We start from the raw sequence: 26208 nt of genomic DNA on the forward strand, positions 1-26208 counted from the left end.
CATCAACTCGTTGCCTGGCAATCAGAAGCGAAAAACTTCCACATCCGTCCTCACCGGCGCCGCCATGGGTATCTTCGGCGGCTGAGGCGGCTTCGCCTTGGCAGGCGCAGCAGGAGCTGGTTTGCGGGCGGGCTCCTCGGTGGCGGCCGCCTGGCCTTCCAGCGGTTTTACCGCCGCCGCCAGTTGTTCCGCCAGTTGCTGCAACAAGTGGCTCTGGGCGCGAACCTGATCAGCTGCCGTGCCGGTATGCGGCTCTTGGAGCCTCACCAGTCGACTGTCGCGCAGCTTCCCGGCTCGGTCGAGCAAACGCCATTGAGCCTCCAACACCGCCGGGAGTTGGGGACCGGAATCCAGGCGGCTGATAGTCAGCAGCACCTGTACTTCTGGAGTGAAGCCCGGATTGCCCGGCGCGAGGACCAGGCGCTGACTGTCGAGACGCCAGGAAAGCTGGCGCAGCAGAAGCTGATCGATATCCGCTGCCAGACTGCCGGCCCAGCGACCGTCCGACGCGGCGGTGAGGCTGCCGTCAACCTGACGTTGCAACAGGGTCTCACGCTGCAGGTAATCAGCCACCGTCACCGGCCCGAGCAGGACCGACATGCCGGCTTTCTGCGAAGGAACCTCCGGCGAGCCGGCATCCAGCTGATACATGGGAACAGGCGGACTATGCACACAGCCAGCCAGGCCGAGCAGGCCGGCAAGTACTACCACCAATCGGAAACGCACCACTTTCATCACTCTCATCCACGGCCGCGGTCATTAACGGCCTGCAGTCGAACCCAGGAATTCCGCTTGCGCCTGCAGAATGGCGCAAAGAAGGTGCTTATCATCCGTGAATGTGACGCTGGACTCCAGAGCCCCGCGTCACTTGGTTGGTGTCAGGCCTGGACAATCGGCTCCACCAGGAGCGCATCGACCCGCTGAAAACCGCGCGGAAGCTTGTTGCCACGCCGTCCACGCTCACCTTTGTAATGTTCGAGATCATCGGCCTTCAGCGAGAGCGTACGCTTTCCGGCCTGCAGCACCAGGGTTGCCCCTGCAGGCAGCACAGCGAGATCAGTCAGGTATTCCTCGCGACTGGCTACGCGCTCGCCAGGGATGCCGATGATCTTGTTGCCCTTGCCCTTGGCCAGTTGCGGCAGGTCACGCACAGGGAACAGCAACAGGCGACCCTCGGTCGTCACAGCGGCCAGCCAGTCATCCTCCAGGTTCTGCAGCGGGCGCGGCGCCACGACCTTGGCCCCATTCGGCAAGCTGAGCAGCGCCTTGCCGGCCTTGTTCTTGGCCTGCAGGTCGGCACCCTTGACCACGAAGCCATAACCGGCATCCGACGCAATCACATAGGTCGCCTCGTCATCCGGCAGCAACACGCACTCGAAACTCGCGCCGGGCGGAGGGGTCAGCCGACCGGTCAATGGCTCGCCCTGGCCCCTGGCAGAAGGCAGCGAGTGCGCCGCCAGGGAATAGCTGCGGCCGGTTGAGTCGATGAACACCGCGTACTGGTTGGAGCGCCCCGGCGCGGCGGCCCTGAAGCCATCGCCAGCCTTGTAGGAGAGACCGGTGGCATCTATGTCGTGACCCTTGGCGCAGCGCACCCACCCCTTCTCGGAGAGGACCACGGTCACCGGCTCGGTCGGCATCAACTCGGTTTCCGACAGCGCCTTGGCCTCCGCCCGCGCGATGATCGGCGAGCGGCGAGCGTCGCCGTAGGTTTCCGCGTCCTTGATCAGCTCCTCGCGCACCAGCTTCTTCAGTTTTGCCTCGCTGCCAAGCAGTGCCTGCAGACGCTTCTGCTCCTTGAGCAGCTCGTCCTGTTCGCCGCGGATCTTCATCTCTTCGAGGCGTGCCAATTGGCGCAAACGCGTGTCGAGGATGTAGTCGGCCTGGATCTCCGTGAGCTGGAAGCGCTCCATCAGCACCGACTTGGGCTGGTCCTCGGTCCGGATGATGTGGATGACTTCATCCAGGTTGAGAAACGCGATCAGCAAGCCATCCAACAGGTGCAAGCGCTTTTCCACCTTGTCCAGGCGGAACTGCAGGCGCCGACGTACCGTGCCGATGCGATAGGTCAGCCACTCCTTGAGCAAGGTCCGCAGGTCCTTCACCTGGGGTTTGCCATCCAGGCCGATGACGTTGGTGTTGACCCGATAGCTCGACTCCAGGTCGGTGGTGGCGAACAGGTGCTGCATCAGTTCATCGGCATCGATGCGGTTGGAGCGCGGGATGATCACGATGCGCGTCGGGTTCTCGTGATCCGACTCATCACGCAGGTCGGCGACCATCGGTAACTTCTTGGCCTGCATCTGCCCGGCAATCTGCTCCAGCACCTTGGCCCCGGATACCTGATGCGGCAGCGCGGTAACCACGATGTCACCATCCTCGACTCGGTACACGGCGCGCATACGCACGGAGCCGCGGCCGGTCTCGTAGATCTTCAGCAACTCGGCGCGCGGCGTGATGACTTCTGCCTCGGTGGGAAAGTCAGGGCCGAGGATGTGCTCGCAGAGCTGCTCGACTGTCGCATCCGGCTCGTCCAGCAGACGCACGCAAGCCGCCGCGACCTCGCGCAGGTTGTGCGGCGGCACGTCGGTGGCCATTCCCACGGCGATGCCGGTGGTGCCATTGAGCAGCAGGTTGGGCAGGCGCGCCGGCAGGGTCGCTGGCTCGTTCAGAGTGCCGTCGAAGTTGGGCACCCAGTCCACCGTGCCCTGGCCGAGTTCCGACAGCAGGACCTCGGCATAGCGCGACAGGCGGGCCTCGGTGTAACGCATGGCGGCGAAGGATTTGGGATCGTCAGGTGCACCCCAGTTGCCCTGCCCGTCCACCAGCGTATAGCGGTAACTGAAGGGCTGGGCCATCAGCACCATGGCTTCGTAGCAGGCGGAGTCGCCGTGGGGGTGGAACTTGCCGAGCACGTCGCCGACGGTACGCGCCGACTTCTTGTGCTTGGAGTCCGCATCCAGGCCCAGTTCGCTCATGGCATAGATGATGCGTCGCTGCACGGGCTTCAGGCCGTCGCCGATATGCGGGAGGGCGCGGTCCATGATCACGTACATGGAGTAGTTCAGGTAGGCCTGTTCGGTGAAGTCGGCCAGGGAGCGACGCTCCACGCCTTCCAGGCTCAGATCGAGGGATTCGCTCATGCGTGCCTCACGGGGAAGTGACTTGGCGCAGCACCAGGGTGCCGTCGCGCTGGGTGAATTCGAGTTGTTTGAGAGCGCTCATGCCGAGCAGCACCTCGTTGCCGTCCAGTCCCGGGACGATGATCGCCGGTACCTGGGTCAGGCGGATGTCACCCAGGCGCAGCTCGCGCAGCCGGGTGCGGTGGCCGGTCACCCGGCCGTTGGCAGTGCTCACCGTGATTGGCGCACCTGGTTCAAGGCCGAGGCGCTCGGCCAGGGCAGTGGGTATCGCCACCTGGGTGGCACCCGTGTCGAGCAGGAAGGTGACGCTGGCGCCGTCGATGCGCCCGTCCAGCAGGTAATGCCCTTGGCGGCTGCTGGCCAGGCGCACTTCGATGTAGCCATCGCCATGCACCGACTGTGGCGCCCGGTTCGGGTTGCGCTGCTCCGCCTCCCAGATGCCAAAGAAGCGCGCGGCGAGGAACAGGCCGATACCCCAGACGAGCACCAGCATGACCCTTCCTGTGCGCCTGCCCGGCGTCTGTGTCGTCATTTCGCGCCCCAACCGTCCTTGGGTGCGCTGAAGCGCCAGACAATCGGCCGGCGCTCGCCATCGGCGCGTGCCTTGCCGCCGTTGTCGAGGCCTATCCAGGCGCCTTTCGCATCGACCCAAAGCCCCTCGGCGACACCGAAAGGCATGCCGTAGACCCGCGTATCGGCCATGGCCTCTTCGACGAACGACCAGCAGCGCTCGACAACCCCCGTGCCTGGCGTGCGCCGGCAGATTCGATGGGCCAAGCGCTCGAGGGTGAACAGCTTGTCGTTGAAGAAGGTGACATCCGAGAAGTCCCGGGCGATCTGCCTCTCGCTTCCAGACGGTGCCGGCGGGAGTTCGGTACCGCCTTCGGTGAAGAGTACGCAGCTACCGACGCAGCGCCAGCTGGTCTGCTGCCGTTTCACCACCATCAGGCCACGGCGCTCGCGCTCCGCCGCCAACCAAAGGCGCTCACCCGTCGGGTCGACGGCTACGCCTTCGAGCAGGGCGTTGAAGTTCAGCAACATGCCGCTTGCACGTGCCTGGCGCACCAGGGCATCGGGCAGGAGCAGCCAGTTTGGCTCGCCGGCACGCGGCACTTGCAGCACCGCCGCATGGGTTTCACTCACCAGATAGCGATTTCCGAGGGAGTCGCAGCTGATGCCTTCAAAATCCAGCTCGTTACCACGTACCAGGCTGAGCAGCTGACCGCGCGCACGCACGCCCCAAGGCAGGTTGCTGGGCGGTGGCGGTGGCGCAATGAAAGGCTCCACCTTGGCCTGCATCAGGCCGCCCACCGGCGTGAGGTGGAAAATGCGGTCATCGATCCGATCAGAAACCACCAGCAACTCACCATCGCAATAGGCGAGCCCCGACAGGTTGCCGTCGGGCATGCCGGCCACCGGATACTCGGCTTCGAGCCTGAGCTGCTCCGGCGCCTCGGAGGCCCAGAGCGGAGCGATCAGGAACAGGCCAAGCAGGCTGAGGATCCCCCTCACACCATGACCTCGGCCAGATTGCCCTTGGCCTCGAGCCAGGACTTACGATCGCCTGCACGCTTCTTCGCCAGCAGCATGTCCATGACTTCCACCGTGCCCTCGGTATCCTCCAGGGTCAGCTGGACCAGGCGGCGGGTATTCGGGTCCATGGTGGTCTCGCGCAATTGCAGCGGGTTCATCTCGCCCAGGCCCTTGAATCGGGTGACCTGCGGCTTGCCGCGTTTCTTCTCGGCAGCCAGGCGGTCGAGGACGCCATCGCGCTCGGCCTCGTCCAGGGCGTAGTAGATTTCCTTGCCCAGGTCGATCCGGTACAGCGGTGGCATGGCCACGTATACGTGCCCGGCTTCCACGAGCCGACGGAAGTGGCGGACGAACAGGGCACACAACAGGGTCGCGATGTGTAAGCCGTCGGAGTCGGCGTCGGCGAGGATGCAGACCTTGCCGTAACGCAACTGGGACAGGTCATCCGCGCCCGGGTCGACGCCAATGGCGACCGCAATGTCATGGACCTCCTGGGACGCCAGCACCTCGCCGCCGTCCACCTCCCAGGTGTTCAGGATCTTCCCACGCAACGGCATGATCGCCTGGAACTCCTTGTCCCGTGCCTGTTTGGCCGAGCCGCCGGCGGAGTCCCCCTCCACCAGGAACAGTTCGGAGCGCAGCGGGTCCTGGCCAGCACAATCCGCCAGCTTACCCGGCAGTGCTGGACCCTGGGTAATTTTCTTGCGCTCGACCTTCTTACCCGCCTTGAGGCGCCGGCCGGCGTTACTGATGGCCAGCTCGGCCAGCTGCAGGCCGAGCTCGGGATGGGCGTTGAGCCAGAGACTGAAGGCGTCCTTGACCACGCCGGAGACGAAGGCGGCCGCCTCCCGCGAGGACAAACGCTCCTTGGTCTGTCCGGAGAACTGCGGCTCCTGGAGCTTCATCGACAGCACGAAGGTGATACGCTCCCAAACATCCTCGGGCGCCAGCTTCACGCCACGTGGCAACAAGTTGCGGAATTCGCAGAACTCGCGCATGGCGTCCAGCAGGCCTTGGCGTAGCCCGTTCACGTGGGTGCCGCCCTGAGCCGTGGGGATCAGGTTGACGTAGCTTTCCTGCAGGGACTCACCACCCTCCGGCAGCCACAACAGGGCCCAGTCCACCGCCTCCTGGTTGCCGGCCAGACTTCCGACAAAGGGTTCGTCGGGCAGCCGTGCATACTCGGCAACGGCATCCACCAGATAGGAGCGCAGGCCGTCTTCGAAATGCCATTCGACGCGCTCGCCACTGGCCTTGTCCTCGAAACTGACCGACAGCCCCGGACAGAGCACCGCCTTGGCCTTGAGCACATGCTTGAGACGGCTGACGGAGAACTTGGGGGAGTCGAAATACTTGGCGTCTGGCCAGAAGTGCACGCTGGTGCCGGTGTTGCGCTTGCCGACGCTGCCGATGACTTCCAGCTCGCTGGCCTTGAAACCGTCGGCGAAGGTCATGCGGTGCTCGCTGCCATCGCGCTTCACCCTTACTTCGACACGCGTGGACAGCGCATTAACCACCGAAATGCCGACGCCATGCAGGCCGCCCGAAAACTGGTAGTTCTTGTTGGAGAACTTGCCGCCGGCGTGCAGCTTGGTGAGGATCAGCTCCACGCCAGGCACGCCCTCTTCGGGGTGGATATCCACCGGCATGCCGCGCCCGTCGTCGATCACTTGCAGCGAGTTGTCCTCGTGAAGGATCACCTGGACGCTGCTTGCGTGGCCGGCCAAGGCTTCGTCGACGCTGTTGTCGATGACCTCCTGGGCCAGGTGGTTGGGCCGGCTGGTGTCGGTGTACATACCCGGGCGCTTGCGCACCGGGTCCAGGCCGGAGAGGACTTCAATGGCATCCGCGTTGTAAGTAGCCATGGATTCCCTTTCGTTCAGAGGTCGGAAAAATCGATGTCAAGCCACAGCTGCGCGGGAAAGCCGGCGAAGGCCAGCAAGGCGGGCAGATGGGCAGGGAAGTGTTGGAAACCGTGGTCGCCGCCGGCCTCGATGCGCAAGGCGCAGGCTCGGTAGTAACGCTCCGCCTGGCGATAATCAAGGGTTTCGTCGGCCGTTTGCAGCCAGACCTGGAAGCGGGCCGGATCCTTCGGCGCGGGCACTTCCAGCTCGGCCAGCGCCGCGACGTGGTCCAGTGTCAGCTCCCAAGTCTCATCGCTGTAGTAGTTCTTCTGTGGCCCCAGTCGCCCGTCGAACAGGCGATGCGGGCTCACCGCCGGGTTGATCAGCAGGGCTTTCAAACCATGCCGTTCGGCCAAGTGGGTCGCATAGTAGCCGCCCAGGGAGCTGCCGACCAGCATCGGGCGCCCGAGCTCCGCGATCGCCACTTCGAGCTGGTCGATGGCCACGCGGGGATGATGATGCAAGTCCGGCACGCGCAGTCGGTCGGCGAGGCCGATGCGCTGCATGGCCACGCTCAGCTGGCGTGCCTTGAGCGATGCGGGCGAGCTGTTGAATCCATGGATGTAGAGCAAGCAGGGCTGATGGGTCGACACGCGGTTTCCTGGCAGGTCGGGGAAAGAATGCTACTTCTTGCCGTGCCGCAGGCCGCAGGTCAATAACCCTTGACGCTGTAGTCCACCTCGAAGGCAATCCCGGTGACTCGGGATACCCCGGTGTCCAGGCTGCCATCGGCATTCAGGCGCAGCCAACGGTAGCCCGGCGCCTCGGTACTGACTCGGAAATCCTCGCTGCCAGGTGCAAACTGCACACAGGTCGACGGCGAGGCCAGGAGGCGCATCCCCTGGAACTGCTCATCGAACTCCTGGTGGACATGCCCCCAGAGCAGGGCGCGAACCTGCGGATAGCGCTCCAGGACGGCGAACAGCCGCTCGGCGTTGCGCACCCCGATCGGGTCCATCCAGGCGCAGCCAATCGGCACCGGATGGTGATGGAAGGTAACGAGCACGTGACGCCCCCCGGCGCTGGCCAGGGCCTGTTCGAGGAGTTCTAGCTGTTCGGCGGGGAAATGCCCCGGCACTGCGCCAGCGATGGTCGAATCGAGCAGGACGACACGCCAATGGGAAAAGTCCGTCACGCTGTCGAGCTGATCGCCACCGGCACACACATCACGCATCACTGGCACTTCATCGTGATTGCCAGGTAGCCAGCGCGAAGGGGCGGGAATAGCCTCGATCAGCTCGCCAAAGCGCCGGTAAGACTCGACCGAGCCGTCCTGGGAGAGATCGCCCGTGGCCAGCACCAGATCGATTCGAGGTTGCTCTTCGAGGACCCGTGCGACAACCCGCTGCAAACTGTCCCGGGTATCCATGCCCAGCAACCGGCCGTCCGTTTCGGCGAACAGATGGCTGTCGGAAAGCTGCACCAGCAACACCGACTCATCAGTAACGGGGGGGAGTGGGCTCGGCAAGACCTTCTCCTTGCACGGAATGATTCCGATTATGGTAGTTCCAGCCAGCCAGGGTAAACCCGCGAAGCGGGACTGGATCACAGTTGAGTGAATCGTAGTGGCATTAAAGCACTACAGGTTCCAACTCGTGACCACAAGCCAGGCAATGACTGAGCCACTCACCGAGAAACAGGTTGAGCTGGCTCTTCTCGTCAGGCTGGTGCATGTCCGCATTGGGATAGGGATACACGCTGCGGAAACGCCGTGCATTCTCGGCACCGACTACTTCTGCCATGCGCGCGTCATGGTAGACGCGCACCTCCAGTTGCGGCGAAGGCAACCACGGCAGGCTGTGCTCCTGGCGAACGTGCAGGGTCGTGGTGTAGGGGCAGGCCTCCACGACATCCAGCGCAAGGACGCCGAGCAAGCGCTCACCCTGGCTGACGGCGACCCGCCGGGACCCGTGAACCTCACGCATTTCGGGCAACAGACGCATCAGGCGCGCGTAGTTCGCCTCGCAGGCTGCCTGCAGCCCGATGAGGTCGACCCGGTAGCGATCGCGCAACAAATTCACGTCCACAACCCCCTAACTTCGGTACGGTTCAATGCCAGCCACTGCAGGGCGATCATGCTCGCGGCATTGTCCAGTCGCCCTTCACGCATGAGGGCCAGAGCATCCGCCAGCGAAACCACGTGCACGCGGATATCCTCGCCCTCTTCCGCCAGGCCATGCACACCTCCGGCGCCGCGACTGTCGCAACGGCCAATGAACAGGTGCACACGTTCGTTCGATCCCCCTGGAGAAGGATAGTAGGTAGTGATCGGCCACAGCGACGTCAATTCCAGATTGGCTTCTTCGATGGCTTCCCGACGGGCGACCTCCTCCGGTACCTCGTCCTTGTCGATCAGACCCGCCACCAACTCCAGCAACCAGGGGCTCTCGCTCTTGCCAAGGGCGCCCACGCGGAATTGCTCGATCAACACCACGGCATCTTGCTGCGGATCATAGGGCAGAACACAAACCGCATCATGACGAACGAAGAGTTCCCGATGAATTACTGGCCCCATTGCTCCGGAGAACAATCGATGGCGCAGACTCAGGCGATCCAGACGGTAGAAACCCTGGAAACAATTCTCGCGCTCGATGAGCTCGAAGGCGTCGGGGCCTGGTTTGAAAGTCTCAGTCATGCGCTGCTCGCTTGAATCGAAGGTCGGTGTTTCGCGCATCCTAACTCGGCTCAGGGCCCGACGCAGCCTCTTTGCAGATCGTCATTCGGCTGGGAAGATACACGGCTATCACAAGCCTGCGCGCACCGAACTCCGAGCGGCCAGGACAGTCGAACCCAGCGATTTCTGCAATCCGAAACCTGAAGATCAAGCCCATGCCCATTGCCAGACTCCTCGCCATCGCCAGCCTTGGTTTCCTGCTCAGCGCCTGCCAGTCCCTGCTGCCGGGCGGCACCGACAAGCTGGAGGCGCAGCGCCAAGCCTGGGAGCATCTCAAGCCCGGCTGCCAAGGCCAGGAGTGTCCCCTGGTGAACATCGACACGCTGAGCTTCACCGACGAGCCTCAGCTCGATGCCCTGATCGAACGCCGCCTGCTGCAGATGACCCAGGACTCTCCCGACGCGCCGCTGCCAGCCTCGCTGCAATCCTATGAGCAGGATTTCCTGGCCAGTGCCGAGCCGGGCTGGAGCAGTTACCTGCAGGCCAAGATCCGCGAACAGCACGACAACCTGGTCCTGATCGAGCTGTCCAGCTACCTGTACACCGGCGGCGCCCACGGCATGCCCGGACGCGGCTTCATCAACTACGACCGCAAATTGGCCAAACCGCTGAACCTCAAGGACATGCTGCTGCCTGGCCAGGAAGCGGCCTTCTGGAAGCTGGCCGAACAAGCACACAAACGCTGGCTCGCAGCCAACAAGCTGGACCAGGATCCGGATTACGCCAAGACCTGGCCGTTCGAGCGCACCGCCAATATTGGCCTGGGCTACGGCGCGATGCTGCTCAAGTATGACGTCTACAGTATCGCGCCCTACTCCAGCGGCCACCCGGAGTTGCATATTCCCTATCCGCAGCTCAACGGAATATTGAAGCCGGAGTATTTCCCCGGGCGCGGCTGAAGCGCCCGAAGAGGTATTGCAGGCCTCCCGCCAGCACCAGCGCCGGCAGGGTCGCGCCCAGCTCCGGCCAGAAGTTGGCCAGCAGGTGGTAGACGGTCACGCCGCAGGCCCAGGCCAGCAACGTGTCCCAGCGCAGCCCGGTACGCGGTGCCAGGTCCGCACGACGGCGACGCAGTACGAAATGATCCACCAGCACCACGCCGAACAGCGGGGCGAACACCGAGCCGATCAAGAGCAGGAAGTTCTGGTACTCGGCCAAGGGCGCCAGCAAGGCAACCAGCGTACATATCGCCCCGATGACGAGCGCAAGTCGCTCCACCTTGAACGGCAACAGGATGCCACTGGAAACCGCAGCCGAGTGGATGTCGGCGAACGCCTTCTCCGACTCGTCGAGCAAGATCAGCAGCAGCGGAATGCCCATGCCGGCACCGGCCAGTGCCAACAACAGCGCATTGACGTCGCCACCCTCGGCAAATGCCAGGGTGTAAGCCACGCCCAGCCCCATCAGCCACAGGCACCCAAGGAAGAACCCCAGGGCCGAGCCGAAGAAAACCCCTCCGCCGCGCTTGCCGAAACGCGAATAGTCGGCGATCAGCGGCAACCAGGACAGTGGCATGGCGATCGCAATGTCGAAACCCAGGGCGAAGGACATCGAGCCATCGCCGACGCGTGCCATCAGCGCGGACAGATCGGCACGACGTAGCAGATCCCAGGTCAGCCAGAGGCAGGCGCCCACGAGCAGCCAGATCCCCCAGCGACGCAGGATGCGACGCACGAATGCCAGCGGCCCAGCGACCGCGAGCAGGGTGGCGAGCACGCCGAACAGCAGGGTCCAGAGGGTCGGCGACACCCACAGGCTGCCCTCCCCCAGGCCGCGTGTGGCCAGCAGGCTGGCGGCATCCCGCATGACGATGATCTCGAACGCGCCCCAGCCCAGCAGCTGCAGCAGATTGAGCAGCGCCGGCACGATCGCGCCGATCGACCCCAGGCTCAGCTTCAGCGAGGCCATGGAGGCCAGGCCGGTATCGCTGCCGATCACCGCAACCGCGCCGAGTAGCAGCACGCCGACGCCCGTGCCGCAGAGGATCGCCAACAGCGCATCGCTCATCCCCAGGCCGGGCGCGAGTAGAGCGCCGACTTGCAAGACCATCAGGCCGAGACCGAGGGAAAACCAGAGGGAGAACAGGTCGCGCATGCCAAGTACACGCTGGTCGAAAGCGACCGGAACGGTTGGCGAGTAGTTAGGGGTATTCACGATGGCGGGCGCCCTCGAAAGGAAGAAAGGAAAAAGCCGAAAGCCGGGCTCAATGCCCGGCTTTCGGCCTTGCTGCTCAGGCTATCAGACCTGTTTGTAGATCACCGAGCCCTCGTCCTTGAAGCGTGCGGCCTGCTCCTCGAAGCCGGCCAGGATCGCCTTGCTCTCGTCGCCCAGGCCGTTCTCCTTGGCGTAGTCTCGGACTTCCTGGGTGATCTTCATCGAGCAGAACTTCGGCCCGCACATGGAGCAGAAGTGCGCCACCTTGGCCGAGTCTTTCGGCAGGGTCTCGTCGTGGAACGACCGCGCGGTATCCGGATCGAGGCCGAGGTTGAACTGGTCTTCCCAGCGGAACTCGAACCGCGCCTTGGACAGCGCGTTGTCGCGGATCTGAGCGCCCGGATGCCCCTTGGCGAGGTCGGCGGCATGGGCGGCGATCTTGTAAGTGATGATGCCGGTCTTCACGTCATCCTTGTTCGGCAGGCCCAGGTGCTCCTTGGGTGTGACGTAGCAGAGCATGGCGCAACCGAACCAGCCGATCATCGCCGCGCCGATGCCGGAGGTGATGTGATCGTAGCCGGGCGCGATGTCGGTGGTCAGCGGGCCGAGGGTGTAGAACGGCGCCTCGTCGCAGCACTCCAGCTGCTTGTCCATGTTTTCCTTGATCAGGTGCATCGGCACGTGGCCGGGGCCTTCGATCATGGTCTGCACGTCGTGCTTCCAGGCAATCTGAGTCAGCTCGCCGAGGGTTTCCAGCTCACCGAACTGCGCGGCGTCGTTGGCGTCGGCGATGGAGCCCGGACGCAGGCCATCACCCAGCGAGAAGCTGACGTCGTAGGCCTTCATGATTTCGCAGATTTCCTCGAAGTGGGTGTAGAGGAAATTCTCCTTGTGATGCGCCAGGCACCACTTGGCCATGATCGAACCACCGCGGGAAACAATGCCGGTGACGCGCTTGGCGGTCAGCGGTACGTAGCGCAACAGCACGCCGGCGTGAATGGTGAAGTAATCGACGCCCTGCTCGGCCTGCTCGACGAGGGTGTCGCGGAACAGTTCCCAGGTCAGATCTTCGGCGATGCCACCGACCTTCTCCAGCGCCTGATAAACCGGCACGGTGCCGATCGGCACCGGGCTGTTGCGGATGATCCACTCGCGGGTTTCGTGGATATGCTTGCCGGTGGACAGGTCCATCACGGTGTCCGAGCCCCAACGGATACCCCAGGTCAGCTTGGCCACTTCCTCCTCGATAGAGGAACCCAGAGCCGAGTTGCCGATGTTACCGTTGATCTTCACCAGGAAGTTGCGGCCGATGATCATCGGCTCCAGCTCCACGTGGTTGATGTTGGCCGGAATGATCGCGCGGCCACGGGCGATTTCCTGGCGCACGAATTCGGGGGTGATCTCTTTCGGAATGGCGGCCCCGAAGCTGTGCCCGGCATGTTGTTCCTTGAGCAGGCCCGCCTCGCGCGCTTCGGCGAGCTTCATGTTCTCGCGAATGGCGACGTATTCCATTTCCGGCGTGATGATGCCCTTCTTGGCGTAGTGCATCTGTGTGACGTTCTGCCCGGCCTTGGCGCGGCGCGGGTTGCGCACGTGGGCGAAGCGCATGGCCGACAGCTCGGCGTCCGCCAGGCGGCGCTGGCCGAACTCGGAGGTCAGACCGGGTAGGCGCTCGGTGTCGCCACGGTCATCGATCCAGGGCGAGCGCACGTCGGCCAGGCCCTTGCGTACATCGATGCTGACAGTCGGGTCGGTGTAGGGGCCGGAGGTGTCGTAAACGGTGACCGGCGCATTGATCTCACCACCGAAGGCGGTGGGCGTCACGTCCAGGCTGATCTCGCGCATGGGCACGCGAATGTCAGGGCGTGAGCCTTGGACATAGATCTTCTGCGAACGAGGGAAAGGTTGGATGGATTGCTGGTCGACCTGGGCGATTTCGCTCAGATTCTGTTGTTGTTTTGCGGTCATCGGCTGGCTCCTGGGGTGATGTCGGAGCGAACCTGAAGGCAGAGCGCACCTGGACTGGTGCAGAGAGGAGCCGCCAGGGGCGACGCATCTTGTTCCCTACGCAGGCCTTAACCTGATCAGGTTCAACGGGATCCGGAACTCTCCGATCTCAGCCTCCGATTCGAGGCACCCCGACAAGAACCCGGCCAGTCTAATCAAGCTCGAACAAGAAAACCAACCCGATGGTCAGAATAAAATGACCGAACCGTCGGGAAATGACGCCAGCTACCTTGCACGCTTCCTTTGTTGCATCCAGGCAACATAGCTTGTTGCTAACTACACTGAAACCGCCTGGGAGGCCGCTTGACCGGCCCCGATGGCCCCCGTAGCCTTGCCCGACACCACTGAATCCAGGATTGATCATGCTGCGCAGACTCTCTCTGGCTATCGCCGTGGCCTCCGCATTCGCCGGAAGCGCCTGGGCCGAAGATGCCCCCCTGTCAGCCCGGACGGACCTCGTGACCGTCTACAAGGATGCCGTCGACAACAACGCCGACCTGGCCGCTGCCCGCGCCAACTACGAAGCCCAACGCGAGGCGGTGCCCCAGGCCCGCTCCGGCCTGCTGCCACAAATCAATGGCGGCGCCACAGCCAACAGTACCCGTACCGAACTGGATGAGCCGTCCAACACCAGCTCGCGCAGTGGCATCGCCTACCAGGCCACCCTGAGCCAACCTATCTTCCGGGCTGATCGCTGGTTCCAGCTGAAAGCCGCGCAAGCTGGCACCGAACAGGCAGCCCTGGAGTTCTCGGCGACCCAGCAGAATCTGATCCTGCAGACCGCCGAGAGTTATTTCTCGGTGCTCCGCGCCCAGGACAACCTGGCCGCCACCAAGGCCGAGGAAGCTGCATTCAAGCGCCAACTCGACCAAGCCAATGAGCGTTTCGATGTCGGCCTCTCGGACAAGACCGACGTCCTCGAAGCCCAGGCCGGCTACGACACCGCGCGCGCCAACCGGATCATCGCCGAGCGCGACGTGGATGACGCCTTCCAGGCCCTGGTCACCCTGACTAACCGCGAATACAACTCGCTCGAAGGCATCCTGCATACCTTGCCGATCGTCGAGCCCGCGCCGAATGACGCCAAGGCCTGGGTCGACACCGCTGCCCAGCAGAACCTCAACCTGCAAGCCAGCAACTTTGCGGTCGACGCTGCCGAAGAGACGCTGCGTCAGCGCAAGGCCGGCCATGCCCCGACCCTGGACGCGGTGGCCAGCTACCAGAAGGGCGACAACGACAGCCTCGGGTTCAGTAACAGCAACTTCAATGGCGGAACAGGCACCACCTTCGGCAGCGACGTCGAGCAGCGCAGCATCGGCCTCGAACTGAATATCCCGATCTACAGCGGTGGCCTGACCAGCTCCCAGGTGCGCGAGTCTTACCAGCGCTTGAGCCAGACCGAGCAGCTGCGCGAAAGCCTGCGCCGCCAGGTAGTGCAGAACACTCGCAACTTCCACCGCGCGGTGAACACCGACGTCGAGCAGGTGAAGGCGCGCAAGCAATCGATCATCTCCAACCAGAGCGCCCTGGAAGCCACCGAGATCGGCTATCAGGTCGGCACTCGCAACATCGTCGACGTGCTCGACGCCCAGCGACAGCTCTACAGTTCGGTGCGTGACTACAACAACGCACGCTACGACTACGTCCTCGACAACCTGCGCCTGAAGCAGGCCGCCGGCACCCTCAGCCCGGCCGACCTGGAGGCCCTGGCCGCCTTCCTCAAGCCTGACTACGACCCGGACAAGGACTTCCTCCCGCCGGACCTGGCCAAGGCCGCCGAAGCCAGCCTGAAGAACCAGACGGAATACTGAGGAATAAAGAAACGCCCCGCATTGCGGGGCGTTTCTATTCCAGGTGTCGAGCGGTCCGTGTGAGGCAGTGGGTGCCTTTCCTGTTGGGCTTCGCGAGCCCAACGGAGCGCTACCTCCCGAAACCAACCAGCCCTCGTGCTGCCCCTACTTCGCGGCCCAGCCGTTGAAGCGCTGCTCCAGTTCCTCGCCATGGTCGACCCAGAACTCGACATTCATCGGCAGGGCCTGGGTCATGTTCTGCGGCGAACTCGGCAGCATCTGGGTCAGCGACGGGTCGAGACTGGCCAGCGTCTTCTGGTTGGTCGGCCCGTACGGAATCAGTTTCACGTAATCGGCTTGGTGCTCGGGCTTATTGATGAAGGCGATCAGGCGGTGCGCCTGGTCAGCATGACGCGAGCCCTTGATGATGGCCCAGTAGTCCATGCCGTAGAGGCTTCCCGGCCAGACCACCGAGAAGTTGCGCCCTTCCTGGCGCGCTGCCGCAACGCGGCCGCTGTAGACCGAGGTCATGCTCACGTCGCCCGCCGCCAGCCATTGCACCGGCTGCGCGCCGGCCTCCCACCACTGGATATGTGGCTTGAGTTCATCCAGCTTGGCGAAGGCGCGCTCTACGCCCGTCGGGGTAGCCAGCACCTTGTAGACATCTTCCAGCTTGACGCCATCAGCCAGTAACGCGAACTCCAGGTTGTAGACCGCACGCTTGCGCAAGCCGCGCTTGCCCGGGAACTGCTTCACATCCCAGAAATCGGCCCAGGACGCTGGCGCCTTGGCCAGTTTGTCGACGTCATAGGCCAACGCCACGCTCCACACCATGGACGCCGAGCCGCACTCCTGCGCGGCATCCGGAATCAGCTCGCGGGTATCGCCCAGCTTCTGCCAGTCGAGGCGTTCGAACATGCCCTCGTCACAACCGCGTGCCAGGTCGGGAGCCTCGATCTGCACCAGATCCCAATCGGTGTGGCCGGTATCGACCATGACCTTGATACGCGCCAATTCACCGTTGTACTCGCTCTCGACCAGCGGCTTGCCGTCTGCCTTGCCGAAGGGCTTGAAGAAGGCATCGCTGATGGCTTTCTGCCCGGCACCACCGTAGCTGACCACCACCATCTGGTCGGCGGCCTGGGCACCTCCGACCGCCAGCACAAGGCTGGCCAAGAGACCGTAGCAAGCAGATTTGATGCCTGGATGAGAGCGGCGCGTGATCGGCGACGCCTGGCAGTGGGGATCGGAATGCAGGACAAGCCTGGGCTTTCGACTCATGGCGGTTCACCTCTTGTTTTTGTTGTAGAGCGCCCGGGAAGAGGGCTGAGGGAAAACTAGCCAGCCATCAGTAAAAAAACAAGTTGATTTTTTACTGATGGTAAATTTCTAATGAAAACACAAGAACAACACCCGGCCGGGTCCGGCCGCAGGAGCCCCCCATGTCCGACGTCATTCACTTCAAGCGTGCCGAACAGACCTTCCAGCCTTACTCCGGCCAGCCGCTGGAGCGCGCTGCAATCTGCCGGCTGATCGGCACCGAAGCCAGCAGCACCATGGGCGCGGGCCTGGCACGCTTTGACAACTGCTCCATCAGCTGGACGGTGCTCTACGACGAACTGATCGTGGTGCTGGAAGGCCGCTTCCGCCTGCGTCTGGGTGATCGCCTGATCGAGGCCGCGCCAGGCGACGTTATCTGGGTCCCGGAGCGCACGCCGCTGGCCTATGAGGGCGACCACGCCTGCGTGTTCTACGCGCTCTACCCCGTCGATTGGCAAGCCCGCAACGCCTGATCGCCTCACTTAGAAGGATCCCGCCCATGACCAGTCCCGCATCGGCCTTTCCCCACCTCTTCGAGCCCTTGGAGATTCGTGGCAAGCGTCTGAAGAACCGCATCATGTCCAGCGGGCACGACACCTCGATGCCCGCCGACAACCTGGTCAACGATCAGTTGATCGCCTATCACCGCGCCCGCGCCGAGGGCGGCGTCGGCTTGATTGTGCTGCAGGTGGCCGGCGTTCACGACAGCGCGCGCTACACCTCCCATGTGCTGATGGCTACCGACGATGCCTGCATCGACGGCTACCGGCGCATTGCCGAGGCCTGCCACCAGCAGGGCACCGTCGTGCTCTCGCAGATATTTCACCCGGGGCGGGAAATCATGGAATCCAGCGATGGCCTGCTAGCCGTCGCCTGGTCCGCCTCGGCCTCGCCGAACGAGCGTTTCCGTGTCATGCCGCGCGCCCTCGACCAGGCGATGATCGATGAAATCGTCGCCGGCTACGGCGCCGCCGCCCGGCGTCTGTGCCAGGCGGGTCTGGATGGCGTGGAGATTGTCGCGAGCCACGGCTACCTGCCGGCGCAGTTCCTCAACCCTCGGGTGAATCGCCGAACCGATGCTTACAACGGCGACCTCGACGCTCGTCTGCGCTTCCTCCGCGAGGTGATCGCGGCCGTACGTGCCGAGTGCGCCAAGGACTTCATCGTCGGCCTACGAATTTCCGCCGATGAGCGCGACATCGCGGGCCTGACCGAAGACGAATCCTTGAGCGCGGTGCTAGCCCTGCAAGGCCAGCTGGACTACGTGCACATCGTCGCCGGCACTTCCGCCTCCCTCGGCGGCGCCGTCCATATCGTGCCGCCCATGGCCATCGAGGCGGCCTACCTGGCGCCGACCGCGGCCAGCTTCAAGGCACGCCTGGAGATTCCGCTGTTCGTCACCGGGCGTATCAACCAGCCACAGGAGGCCGAGCTGATCATCGCCCGCGGCCAGGCCGACGTCTGCGGCATGACCCGCGCACTGATCTGCGACCCTCTGATGCCGAACAAGGCTGCTGCCGGCCGGCATGACGACGTCCGTGCCTGCATCGGCTGCAACCAGGCCTGCATCGGCCACTTCCACCGTGGCTACCCGATCTCCTGCATCCAGCACCCGGAAACCGGCCGCGAACTGCAATATGGCAAACCCAATCCGACTACCCAGCGCAAGCGCGTAATGGTGGTCGGCGGCGGTCCGGCCGGAATGAAGGCGGCCGCCGTCGCCGCCCAGCGCGGACATGAAGTCACCCTCTTTGAAGCCAGCCCCCAGCTGGGCGGCCAGGTCCTGCTGGCGCAACTGCTGCCCCGCCGCAGCGAGTTCGGTGGCGCGGCCACCAACCTGCACCGCGAAATGGAACTGGCCGGCGTACAAGTACGACGCAATACCCGCGTCGACCGTGCGCTAGTGGAACAGGAACGGCCCGACCTGGTGATACTCGCCACCGGCGCCAAGCCCTATTGGCCAACCCTGGAACAAGGCGGCGACCTTCAGGTGGTGGATGCCTGGCAGGTGTTGCGGGGCACGGTACAACTCGGCCGCTCGGTGCTGGTCAGCGATTGGCGCGGTGACTGGATCGCCCCGGGCATCGCGGAACGCCTGGCACGCGACGGCCATCAGGTGCGCCTGGCGGTCAGCGGTACGCATTGCGGGGAAAGCCTGCCGCTTTACGTCCGCGACCAGATGGCTGGCGAACTGCATCGGCTGGGCATCGCCGTCACGCCCTACGCCCGCCTCTACGGTTATGACGACAGCACCGTCTACACACTGCACTCTGCCAGCGGCGAGGCCATGCTCTTCGAGGAGGTCGACACCCTGGTGCTCTGCCAGGGCCACGAGCCGGTGGACGATCTCGGGACCGAGTTGCAGGGCTTGGTGCCCTTCAAGCGGATCGGCGACTGCATGGCGCCGCGCACCGTGGAAGAAGCCATCTACGAGGGGCTGAAAGTCGCCTGGGAGATCTGACGGCCACGCGTGGTCGCGGCTGCCTTACAATGCCGCGATCGCCGCGCCCGGACCGGAGGAACCATGAGTCCCAGCTTGCCATCGCCGAATGCCGCCACCCCAGCCGAAAGCCAGTTTCTCGGCACGCGCATTCGCGCCCTGCGCAAACGCCGGGGCATGACCCTTAGCGAACTGGCCGAACAGAGCAACCTCACGGCCGGCTATATCAGCCAGTTGGAACGCAATCTGGCCTACCCCTCGATCCCTGCGCTGTTCAACATCGCCCGCAGCCTCGGGGTGACCATCCAGTGGTTCTTCGCCAGCGAGGCCAACACCACGGAAGCCGACAAGGGCTACGTGGTACGCCGCAACAGCCGGATGAGCCTGCATTACGAAGACGGCATCATTGATGAACTACTCAGCCCGCAGCCCAGCCGCCAGTTGGAAATTCTCCATTCGCGCTTCCCGCCAGGTGCCTACAGCGAAGAAAGCTACAGCCACGAAGGTGAGGAAGCCGGCTACATCCTCAGCGGGGAATTCGAGCTTTGGGTGGGCGACAAGCACTTCCTGTTGCAGGAGGGCGACAGCTTCAGCTTCTCCAGCCAGGAGTCACACCGCTACGGCAACCCCGGCGAACGCGACACCCTGGTGCTCTGGGTGATCACGCCGCCAACGTTTTGAGACAGATCACGCTCATAAAGAGCAGAAACGCCTATCGGGAGCCAAGCAAGCGCGAAAGTCCCGCCAGCAGCCGCTCCAGCGAACCCTGGTTGGCCCTGAGCACTGCCAGGCCGGCTTCACGCATGGCAGCCGTGCCGGCAGCATCGTTCCAGAGCCCGGCAACCTGAGTCGCAAGCTCTCCGGCATCCGTCACTTCGAGCAGCGCCCCCGCCTCGCGCAATTGCGCGGAGATCTCGAGGAAGTTGAACAGGTGCGGCCCTGCCAGCACCGGCTTGCCAAGCGCGGCTGGCTCCAGCAGGTTGTGCCCGCCGTTGGGCACCAGGCTGCCGCCGACGAAGGCGACATCGACCAAGGCATAGAGGAAGAGCAGCTCACCCATGGTGTCGCCCAGCAACATCTGGGTTTCGCCCGTCACCGGCGCACCACTGGAGCGACGCACCGTGGCCAGCCCCTCACGACGGCACAGCTCGAAGACAGAGTCGAAGCGCTCTGGATGGCGTGGCACCAGGATCAGCAAGGCATCTGGCCGTTCATGCAGCAATTGGCGATGGGCAGCCAGGATGACCTCGTCTTCGCCGGCGTGAGTACTGGCGGCGATCCAGGTCGGCCGCTGAGTCGTCACCCACTGCACACGCAACTCGAGCGCTCGAGCTGTGAGATTTGGATCTATGTGGAGGTCGAATTTGATCGATCCGGTCACGCCAACACATTCAGGCCGCGCGCCCAATCGCCGGAAACGCTCCGCCTCGGCCTCGGTCTGAACGGCGATCCAGCTCAGCTCCGCCAGCATCGGCCCAGTCAGCTTTTGGAAACGCGCGTAGCCACGGGCCGAGCGCTCTGACAGGCGCGCGTTGGCCAGCGCGACCGGAATCCCGCGCCTGGCACATTGATGGATATGGTTCGGCCACAGTTCCGTTTCCATGATCACCGCCAGTTTCGGCCGCGTGCGATCGAGGAAGCGGGCCGCTGCCCAAGGCAGGTCATACGGCAGGTAGCAGTGCTGCACAGAGTCGCCGAACAGCGCCTGGATGCGTTCCGAGCCCGTCGGCGTCATGCAGGTGATGGTGATCGGCAGGCCCGGATAGCGCGCCTGCAGGGCACGCACCATGGGTGCTGCAGCGATGCTTTCGCCCACTGAGACGGCGTGGACCCAGATGCCGCCAGGCTTGAGCGTCCCGATGCCAAAGGCGAAGCGCTCGCGGATGCGCCGCGCATAGGCCGGCGCGCGCCAGGCCCGCCAAGCCAGGCGCGCCGCAACCAGCGGCAGCCCGAGATGGAAGAGAAAGGTATATAGGGTGCGGTTCATGGGCGCGGAGCTTAGCGTGACTCGACGTCGATGGCATCTCCAACATGCTCAGCCCATCGCGTGCAGGTGCTCCGCGAGGCTGTCGGCTAGCCAGAGCGCGGCAGGCCCCAGGGCCTCATCGCGCCGACACACCAACTCCACCACCAGCGACGGCGGCGTCCAGTCGCTGCGTAGTTCGATCAGATGGTCCTGGTAAGCCGGGTACTGCGCGACATGCCGCGGCAGCCAGGCCCAGCCCAGGTCGCGCATCAGCAGTTCGGCCATGACGTAGAAGCTGTCGGCGCGCCACACCTGCGGGCTGAGCTGTTCCCCGCCTGGGTAGTGACTATCCTGAGGCGACATCAACAACTGGCGATGGCGCGCCAGCTCGCGGCGATCGGCATAGGTGGAGGCGGCCAGGGGATGCCCCGCGCCGCAGACGGTCACCATTTCGATGGTACCCAGACGCTGACGTTCCAGCGCATCGGGCATTTGCTCATGGTGGAACAGCAACCCCAGGTCGGCCCGCCGCTCCAGCAGTTTGCGCGCTACGTCGCCCTGAGCGCCGCTGGCCAACTGCACTTCCAGCAGCGGGAATGCCCGGCCCAGCGCATCCAGGCTGGACAGCACCGGCTGGTAGGGCATGGCCTCGTCCTGTGCCAGGCGCAACCGCGCCTCTTCACCACGTGCCAGTCCCAGGGCTCGTCCTTCAAGGCGCTGGCACTGGCGCAGGACCTCCCGCGCCTCTTCCAGCAGTGCTCGCCCAGCGTCCGTCAACCGCGGCTGCCGGCCGCTGCTGCGGTCGAACAACTGCACACCCAGATCCTCCTCGAGCAGCGCGATGCCGCTGCTGACCGCCGATTGCGCTCGCCGAAGCTGCCTGGCCACCGCAGAAAAGGACTGCCCTTCGGCGACACTGACGAAAAGCCGGATTTGCTCAAGATTCCACTGCATGACCAGGCCAACCTATCTCATCAACAGATAGGTAATGACTTTACCCCATCGCTGTAAAACTTAGAATTCCTCCTCATTGAACGGGAGGACCTGACCATGACCGGCTACATCTACCTCGCTATCGCTATCGCTGCCGAAGTCGTCGCCACCACCTCCATGAAGGCCATCGACGGCTTCAACAAGCCGCTGCCGCTGCTGCTCGTGATCGGTGGCTACGCCATTGCCTTCTGGATGCTGACCCTTGTAGTGCGCAGCATCCCGGTGGGAATTGCCTACGCGGTCTGGGCGGGACTGGGCATCGTGCTGGTCAGCATCGCCGCACTCGTTCTTTACCAGCAGAAGCTGGATGCACCGGCCGTGTTCGGCATGGGCCTGATCGTCTCCGGGGTGGTAGTGATCCAGCTGTTTTCCAACAGCACCGGCCACTGACCCACAACCGCCGCGTCCCAGCCTGTGTTCAACGCTGCATAACCGAACGCAGTAGTTTTCACACAGCCTGGGGCGCCCGCCTGACGCCTGCGGCCGACAGGTTATACTGCGCGCCTGTTTTCCCTTGAGGCGCTCCCATGCCCCAGCCCCTTTCCACCGACGTGCTCATCCTCGGCGGCGGCATCGCCGGTCTCTGGCTCAACGCGAGCCTCCGCCGCCAGGGCTTCGCCACCCTGCTGGTAGAGAACGCCAGCCTCGGCGGCGGCCAGAGCGTGAAATCCCAGGGCATCATCCACGGCGGCGCCAAGTACGCACTGCACGGCGCCCTCACCGGCGCCTCGGAAGCGATCGCCGATATGCCACGCCGCTGGCGCGAAGCCCTCGCGGGCAACGGCGAACTGGACCTCACCGGCGTACGCCTGCTTTCCGATGCGCACTACCTATGGTCACCCGGCACCTTGACCGGCAACCTCACCAGTTTCTTCGCCAGCAAGGCCGTGCGCGGCCGCGTCGACCAGGTCAAGGGCGATGCTCTGCCGCCGGCGCTGCAACACCCGAAATTCAAGGGCAAGGTCTACCGCCTCGCTGAACTGGTGCTGGACGTACCCAGCCTGATTGCGCGGTTGGCGGACCTGGCCGGCGACGGGCTGCTCGCTGCTCGCGAGGTCGAGCCTCTGTTGGAAGAGGGTCTGTTGGCCGGCCTGCGCCTCGACGGCCGTGAGGTCCGCGCGCAGCGCATCGTGCTCAGCGCCGGCGCCGGCAACCAGGCCCTGCTGCATGCCCTGGGCCTGCAGCAACCCGCCATGCAGCGCCGCCCGCTGCATATGGTCATGGTCAAGGCACCGAGCCTGAAACCGCTCTACGCCCACTGCCTGGGCGGCGGGCCGAAACCACGCGTGACCGTGACCAGCCACCCCGCTGCCGATGGCCAGTGGGTCTGGTACCTCGGGGGCGACCTGGCCGAAGCTGACGGCGTAGCCCGCAACGAAACCGAGCAAATCGCCGCCGCCGAACAGGAACTGCGCCAGCTGCTGCCGTGGATCGATCTGTCGGCCGCACAGTGGGCCACGCTACGCGTCGACCGCGCGGAGCCCGCACAGTCCGGCCTGGTTCGCCCGGACAACGCCTTCCTCAGCGAGCATGGTCGCCTGCTGGTCGGCTGGCCGACCAAGCTGGCCCTGGCGCCCGACTTCACCGACCGCGTGCTGGCTGCCTTCGCCCGCGACGGCGTGGTCCCCTCTTCACATGCGCCTTTACCCACCCTGCCCCGTCCACCGCTGGCGCAGCCGGCCTGGGAGGAACTACTCGGATGACCAGCCTGCACCCCTTCCATCGCCCGCTCGGCAGTACCGGCCTGATGGTCTCGCCTCTGGGCCTTGGCACCGTGAAGCTTGGCCGCGACCAAGGCGTGAAGTACCCCAATGGTTTCACTATTCCCGACGACACCGAGGCCCGCCAGCTACTGGCGATGGCCCGCGACCTGGGCATCAACTTGATCGACACCGCGCCGGCCTATGGGCGCAGCGAGGAGCGGCTTGGTCCGCTGCTGCGCGGCCAGCGTGAAGACTGGGTGATCGTCAGCAAAGTGGGCGAAGAGTTCGAAGCGGGCCAATCGCGCTTCGACTTCAGCCCCGAACACGCCCGTTTCTCGGTGGAACGCAGCCTCAAACGCTTGGAAACCGACTTCATCGACCTGGTGCTGATCCACTCGGACGGCAACGACGTCGCCATCCTGCAGGAGAGCGGAGTCCTCGAGACCCTCGCCGAGCTGAAACAGGCCGGCAAGATCCGAGCTTTCGGGCTCTCGGGCAAGACCGTCGAAGGTGGCCTTCTGGCGCTGCAACAGGGCGATTGCGCCATGGTTACTTACAACCTCGCCGAACGGGGCGAGAAGCCGGTGCTGGACTATGCGGCCCAGCATGGCAAGGGCATCCTGATCAAGAAGGCCCTGGCCAGCGGCCATGCCTGCCTGGGCGCCGGCGTCGACCCGGTGCGGGCCAGTTTCGAGCTGATCTTTGGTCACCCCGGAGTGACCAGCGCGATAATCGGGACCATCAATCCGCTGCATCTGTCCCATAATGTCGCGACGGCCGCCGCAGTGATCAGCAGCCTGAGCTAGCGCCGCATTCGCGGCCGACCCCGACGCAAGAAGGAGCCGACATGCCGCGAATCCTTGACCGGAAAGACCCCAGCGCCTTCAAGACACTGCCTCTACATGTCGAGGCCAGCACCGATGCCCTGAGCTACCAGAGCCTGGGGCGGCCGCTGAACTTCTCGCAGATGCTGGAACGCCGTCGGCCAGTGCAGGTGAACGACAGCCGGCGTTTTGCGGTGGAGTTGGCCAACCTGGGGGTTTCGGTGCGCCTCACCCTCGGCCTGCAGGGGCGCGATTATTGGCTGGTAGTGCGCCAGCGCCGCCATGACCGTGGTGATACCGTCCTCAAGCTGATCTCCGGCTATGTGCCAGCCCACGAACTGAACCTGCCGCTGCTCACCGCCATCCAGGAAGTGGCTGAAGAGTGCCTGATCGAAACGCCCGAAGGCTGGCTGGCCGGTCGCTTTGGCGACACCTGGCTGCCGACGCCCTATCAGAAAACCCTGCATTATCGTCAGGCCAACCATTTCCGCCTGAGCCCGCTGTCAGGTGCCGCACGGCCGGTACGAACCGGAAGCCTGACCCTGCTGGAGCGTCCCCAGGCCTATGTGCACCTGCCTACTGCGTCGCTGCAGCTGGTCTACGACCTGCGCCTGGAGCTGCCTAGGGACAGCCGTCACGTGAGCCTCTTCCACGTCGACGAAACGCTGCAGGATGGCGAATTGGTGGCCTGCCTGCAGCGCCGCCGCCCGGACATCTACCTGCTGCCGCTGGCCCAGGGCAAACCCACGGGCGAGTTGCTGACATTGCTCAAGGGCGAGCTGAAACCAGCAAGCACCCGCGGCGTCTGGCTGTCGGAAAGTTTCGCCGAAGCCGATGGCTGGCTGGTACGCGAGGAACGGGTGCGTTGGAAGGACTGGTTGGCAAACAACTGCGCCGCAAAAGCCTGCAGTAGCCGCAAGGCCTGCTGAACCAGGCGATCAAGATCCAGCGCCTTAGCCGGTAGTTCAGCAGGGGAGCCCGGACTGAGGTCCGGGCTACGGTCAGGGCAGCGCCACCGGGCTCCTTCAGCTCGCTGGAACTCTTGCCGAGCAGCCGCCGCGCAACGATCGGCAGCTGAATCTGCTGGGTACCCTCGAAGATATCGAGGATCTTGGAATCACGGGCCCATTTCTCCAGCAGCTCATTCTCGCCGTACCCCAGTGCCCCGGCCAACTCCACGCACTTGAAAGTCACCTCGTTGGCCACCTGGCCGGCCTTGGATTTGGCGATGGAGGCCTCGTTCGAATTGCGCTGCTTGTTGTCGGCCATCCACGCAGCCTTCAGCGTCAGCAGCCAGACCGCGTCCCATTCGGCTTCCAGCCGATACAAGGTCGCCTCGGCATGACTCACACCATACTGAGTCAGCCCCAGTTCATGGACGTGGTTGAGCAGTAGCGCCGTAACGGTAGCCTGGGCGTCCGCTTCATAAGCCGCCGGGCGAAGCCTTCGAGCATGCCGACGAGCATCTGCTGTTCATCGGAGAGCGTCAGGTCGAGCAGGTCGTCCGGGCTGCCCAGAAGAGGGCTTTTCGCCGCACGCCGGGCAGCCAGTCGGAAGCCGGCGCGACTACCGCTGTAGATGAGTTTTCAGAAAGCCTTGCGCAGCTTCGGGTGATCCGGCCAATGGGCCTGGGCCACGCGATTCAGAACGGCCAGGGCGCGGCCCTGACGGGAGGAGGCCCCGGTGTCTCATTCCCTGCAACTGACGATGTCAGGAGAATGCGCACAGGGATTGCCGGCGACTATGACCGCCTTGCC

Annotated in this window: 23 protein-coding genes, 2 pseudogenes and 1 riboswitch; of the genes and pseudogenes, 9 read left to right on the plus strand and 16 right to left on the minus strand. The window is 64.3% G+C overall.

From position 1 onward, the window contains the following. Positions 1 to 21: 21 nt before the first annotated feature. From OXH74_RS05750 to OXH74_RS05790, 9 genes are all read right to left on the minus strand, one after another. Positions 22 to 735: a membrane integrity-associated transporter subunit PqiC gene (locus tag OXH74_RS05750; protein WP_375740428.1), complete on the minus strand. Its 714-nt coding sequence runs from the start codon at positions 733 to 735 to the stop codon at positions 22 to 24. A 143-nt stretch (positions 736 to 878) separates the two neighbouring features. Next, entirely contained in the window at positions 879 to 3143 is a 2265-nt protein-coding gene (parC, locus tag OXH74_RS05755) for a DNA topoisomerase IV subunit A (RefSeq protein ID WP_375740429.1), read from the minus strand. 7 nt (positions 3144 to 3150) lie between these two features. Beyond that, a complete protein-coding gene (locus OXH74_RS05760; protein ID WP_375740430.1) occupies positions 3151 to 3675 on the minus strand; it encodes a TIGR02281 family clan AA aspartic protease in 525 nt (174 codons plus the stop codon). Next, positions 3672 to 4655: an esterase-like activity of phytase family protein gene (locus OXH74_RS05765; RefSeq protein WP_375740431.1), complete on the minus strand. Its 984-nt coding sequence runs from the start codon at positions 4653 to 4655 to the stop codon at positions 3672 to 3674. Before OXH74_RS05765 ends, OXH74_RS05760 begins: the two co-directional genes overlap by 4 nt. Next, positions 4652 to 6541 (minus strand): DNA topoisomerase IV subunit B, encoded by a 1890-nt coding sequence (gene parE, locus OXH74_RS05770; RefSeq protein WP_375740432.1) that lies wholly within the window; start codon positions 6539 to 6541, stop codon positions 4652 to 4654. Before parE ends, OXH74_RS05765 begins: the two co-directional genes overlap by 4 nt. A 14-nt stretch (positions 6542 to 6555) precedes the next feature. After that, positions 6556 to 7173, minus strand: coding sequence for a YqiA/YcfP family alpha/beta fold hydrolase (locus OXH74_RS05775; RefSeq protein ID WP_375740433.1), 618 nt, complete (start codon positions 7171 to 7173; stop codon positions 6556 to 6558). A 59-nt stretch (positions 7174 to 7232) separates the two neighbouring features. After that, positions 7233 to 8048: a 3',5'-cyclic-AMP phosphodiesterase gene (gene cpdA, locus OXH74_RS05780; RefSeq protein ID WP_375740434.1), complete on the minus strand. Its 816-nt coding sequence runs from the start codon at positions 8046 to 8048 to the stop codon at positions 7233 to 7235. A gap of 103 nt (positions 8049 to 8151) precedes the next feature. Beyond that, positions 8152 to 8607, minus strand: a complete 456-nt coding sequence (locus tag OXH74_RS05785; RefSeq protein ID WP_215371554.1) for a DUF1249 domain-containing protein — start codon at positions 8605 to 8607, stop codon at positions 8152 to 8154. Further along, positions 8598 to 9215 carry an NUDIX domain-containing protein gene (locus OXH74_RS05790; RefSeq protein ID WP_375740435.1) on the minus strand — a complete coding sequence of 206 codons (618 nt, stop codon included), beginning with the start codon at positions 9213 to 9215 and terminating at the stop codon, positions 8598 to 8600. The genes OXH74_RS05785 and OXH74_RS05790 overlap by 10 nt, the downstream gene beginning before the upstream one ends. 194 nt (positions 9216 to 9409) lie before the next feature. Between OXH74_RS05790 and OXH74_RS05795 the strand changes: the two genes are divergently transcribed. Beyond that, positions 9410 to 10153, plus strand: a complete 744-nt coding sequence (locus OXH74_RS05795; RefSeq protein ID WP_375740436.1) for an RsiV family protein — start codon at positions 9410 to 9412, stop codon at positions 10151 to 10153. Here the strand turns inward: OXH74_RS05795 and cytX are convergent. After that, positions 10110 to 11408: a putative hydroxymethylpyrimidine transporter CytX gene (cytX, locus tag OXH74_RS05800; protein ID WP_375740437.1), complete on the minus strand. Its 1299-nt coding sequence runs from the start codon at positions 11406 to 11408 to the stop codon at positions 10110 to 10112. The genes OXH74_RS05795 and cytX overlap by 44 nt on opposite strands. Before the next feature lie 84 nt (positions 11409 to 11492). Next, a complete protein-coding gene (gene thiC, locus OXH74_RS05805) occupies positions 11493 to 13376 on the minus strand; it encodes a phosphomethylpyrimidine synthase ThiC (protein ID WP_215371561.1) in 1884 nt (627 codons plus the stop codon). 76 nt (positions 13377 to 13452) lie between these two features. Further along, a riboswitch (TPP riboswitch) is annotated at positions 13453 to 13559 on the minus strand. A 218-nt stretch (positions 13560 to 13777) separates the two neighbouring features. Here thiC and OXH74_RS05810 point away from each other — a divergent pair. Beyond that, positions 13778 to 15226, plus strand: a complete 1449-nt coding sequence (locus OXH74_RS05810; protein WP_215371564.1) for a TolC family outer membrane protein — start codon at positions 13778 to 13780, stop codon at positions 15224 to 15226. A gap of 144 nt (positions 15227 to 15370) precedes the next feature. On the opposite strand, the gene OXH74_RS05815 is transcribed toward OXH74_RS05810, so the two are convergent. After that, positions 15371 to 16333 carry an ABC transporter substrate-binding protein gene (locus OXH74_RS05815; protein ID WP_375741570.1) on the minus strand — a complete coding sequence of 321 codons (963 nt, stop codon included), beginning with the start codon at positions 16331 to 16333 and terminating at the stop codon, positions 15371 to 15373. Between the two features lie 314 nt (positions 16334 to 16647). On the opposite strand from OXH74_RS05815, the gene OXH74_RS05820 reads away from it, so the two are divergent. The 3 genes from OXH74_RS05820 to OXH74_RS05830 all read left to right on the plus strand — a co-directional run bounded on the left by OXH74_RS05820 (position 16648) and on the right by OXH74_RS05830 (position 19646). Further along, positions 16648 to 16998, plus strand: a complete 351-nt coding sequence (locus OXH74_RS05820; RefSeq protein ID WP_375740438.1) for an ethanolamine utilization protein EutQ — start codon at positions 16648 to 16650, stop codon at positions 16996 to 16998. Between the two features lie 26 nt (positions 16999 to 17024). Continuing rightward, positions 17025 to 18986, plus strand: coding sequence for an FAD-dependent oxidoreductase (locus tag OXH74_RS05825; protein ID WP_375740439.1), 1962 nt, complete (start codon positions 17025 to 17027; stop codon positions 18984 to 18986). A gap of 63 nt (positions 18987 to 19049) precedes the next feature. Next, positions 19050 to 19646: a helix-turn-helix domain-containing protein gene (locus OXH74_RS05830; protein ID WP_375740440.1), complete on the plus strand. Its 597-nt coding sequence runs from the start codon at positions 19050 to 19052 to the stop codon at positions 19644 to 19646. Positions 19647 to 19677: 31 nt separating this feature from the next. Here the strand turns inward: OXH74_RS05830 and waaA are convergent, their stop codons facing one another. Next, complete coding sequence (gene waaA, locus OXH74_RS05835) at positions 19678 to 20952, minus strand: lipid IV(A) 3-deoxy-D-manno-octulosonic acid transferase (RefSeq protein ID WP_375740441.1); 1275 nt, start codon at positions 20950 to 20952, stop codon at positions 19678 to 19680. A 48-nt stretch (positions 20953 to 21000) separates the two neighbouring features. Further along, the gene (locus OXH74_RS05840; protein ID WP_375740442.1) at positions 21001 to 21885 is read right to left on the minus strand and encodes a LysR family transcriptional regulator; all 885 of its coding nucleotides are present in this window, start codon (positions 21883 to 21885) and stop codon (positions 21001 to 21003) included. Positions 21886 to 21981: 96 nt separating this feature from the next. Here OXH74_RS05840 and OXH74_RS05845 point away from each other — a divergent pair, with 96 nt between their 5' ends. From OXH74_RS05845 to OXH74_RS05860, 4 genes are all read left to right on the plus strand, one after another. Next, the gene (locus OXH74_RS05845) at positions 21982 to 22314 is read left to right on the plus strand and encodes a multidrug efflux SMR transporter (RefSeq protein ID WP_215371579.1); all 333 of its coding nucleotides are present in this window, start codon (positions 21982 to 21984) and stop codon (positions 22312 to 22314) included. A gap of 137 nt (positions 22315 to 22451) precedes the next feature. Continuing rightward, positions 22452 to 23627 (plus strand): FAD-dependent oxidoreductase, encoded by a 1176-nt coding sequence (locus OXH74_RS05850; protein ID WP_375740443.1) that lies wholly within the window; start codon positions 22452 to 22454, stop codon positions 23625 to 23627. Further along, positions 23624 to 24433, plus strand: coding sequence for an aldo/keto reductase (locus OXH74_RS05855; RefSeq protein WP_375740444.1), 810 nt, complete (start codon positions 23624 to 23626; stop codon positions 24431 to 24433). Before OXH74_RS05850 ends, OXH74_RS05855 begins: the two co-directional genes overlap by 4 nt. Before the next feature lie 41 nt (positions 24434 to 24474). Further along, positions 24475 to 25380, plus strand: coding sequence for a metal ABC transporter ATPase (locus OXH74_RS05860; protein WP_375740445.1), 906 nt, complete (start codon positions 24475 to 24477; stop codon positions 25378 to 25380). A gap of 94 nt (positions 25381 to 25474) precedes the next feature. Here OXH74_RS05860 and OXH74_RS05865 read toward each other — a convergent pair. Both OXH74_RS05865 and OXH74_RS05870 read right to left on the minus strand, forming a co-directional pair. Beyond that, a pseudogene (locus tag OXH74_RS05865) lies at positions 25475 to 25801 on the minus strand (acyl-CoA dehydrogenase family protein); the annotation flags it as partial. Further along, positions 25799 to 26106: pseudogene (locus OXH74_RS05870) on the minus strand (acyl-CoA dehydrogenase); the annotation flags it as partial. The pseudogenes OXH74_RS05870 and OXH74_RS05865, both read right to left, overlap by 3 nt. Positions 26107 to 26208: the final 102 nt, after the last annotated feature.

It is taken from the genome of Metapseudomonas boanensis (assembly GCF_042232855.1).
Classification (GTDB): Bacteria; Pseudomonadota; Gammaproteobacteria; order Pseudomonadales; family Pseudomonadaceae; genus Metapseudomonas; species Metapseudomonas boanensis.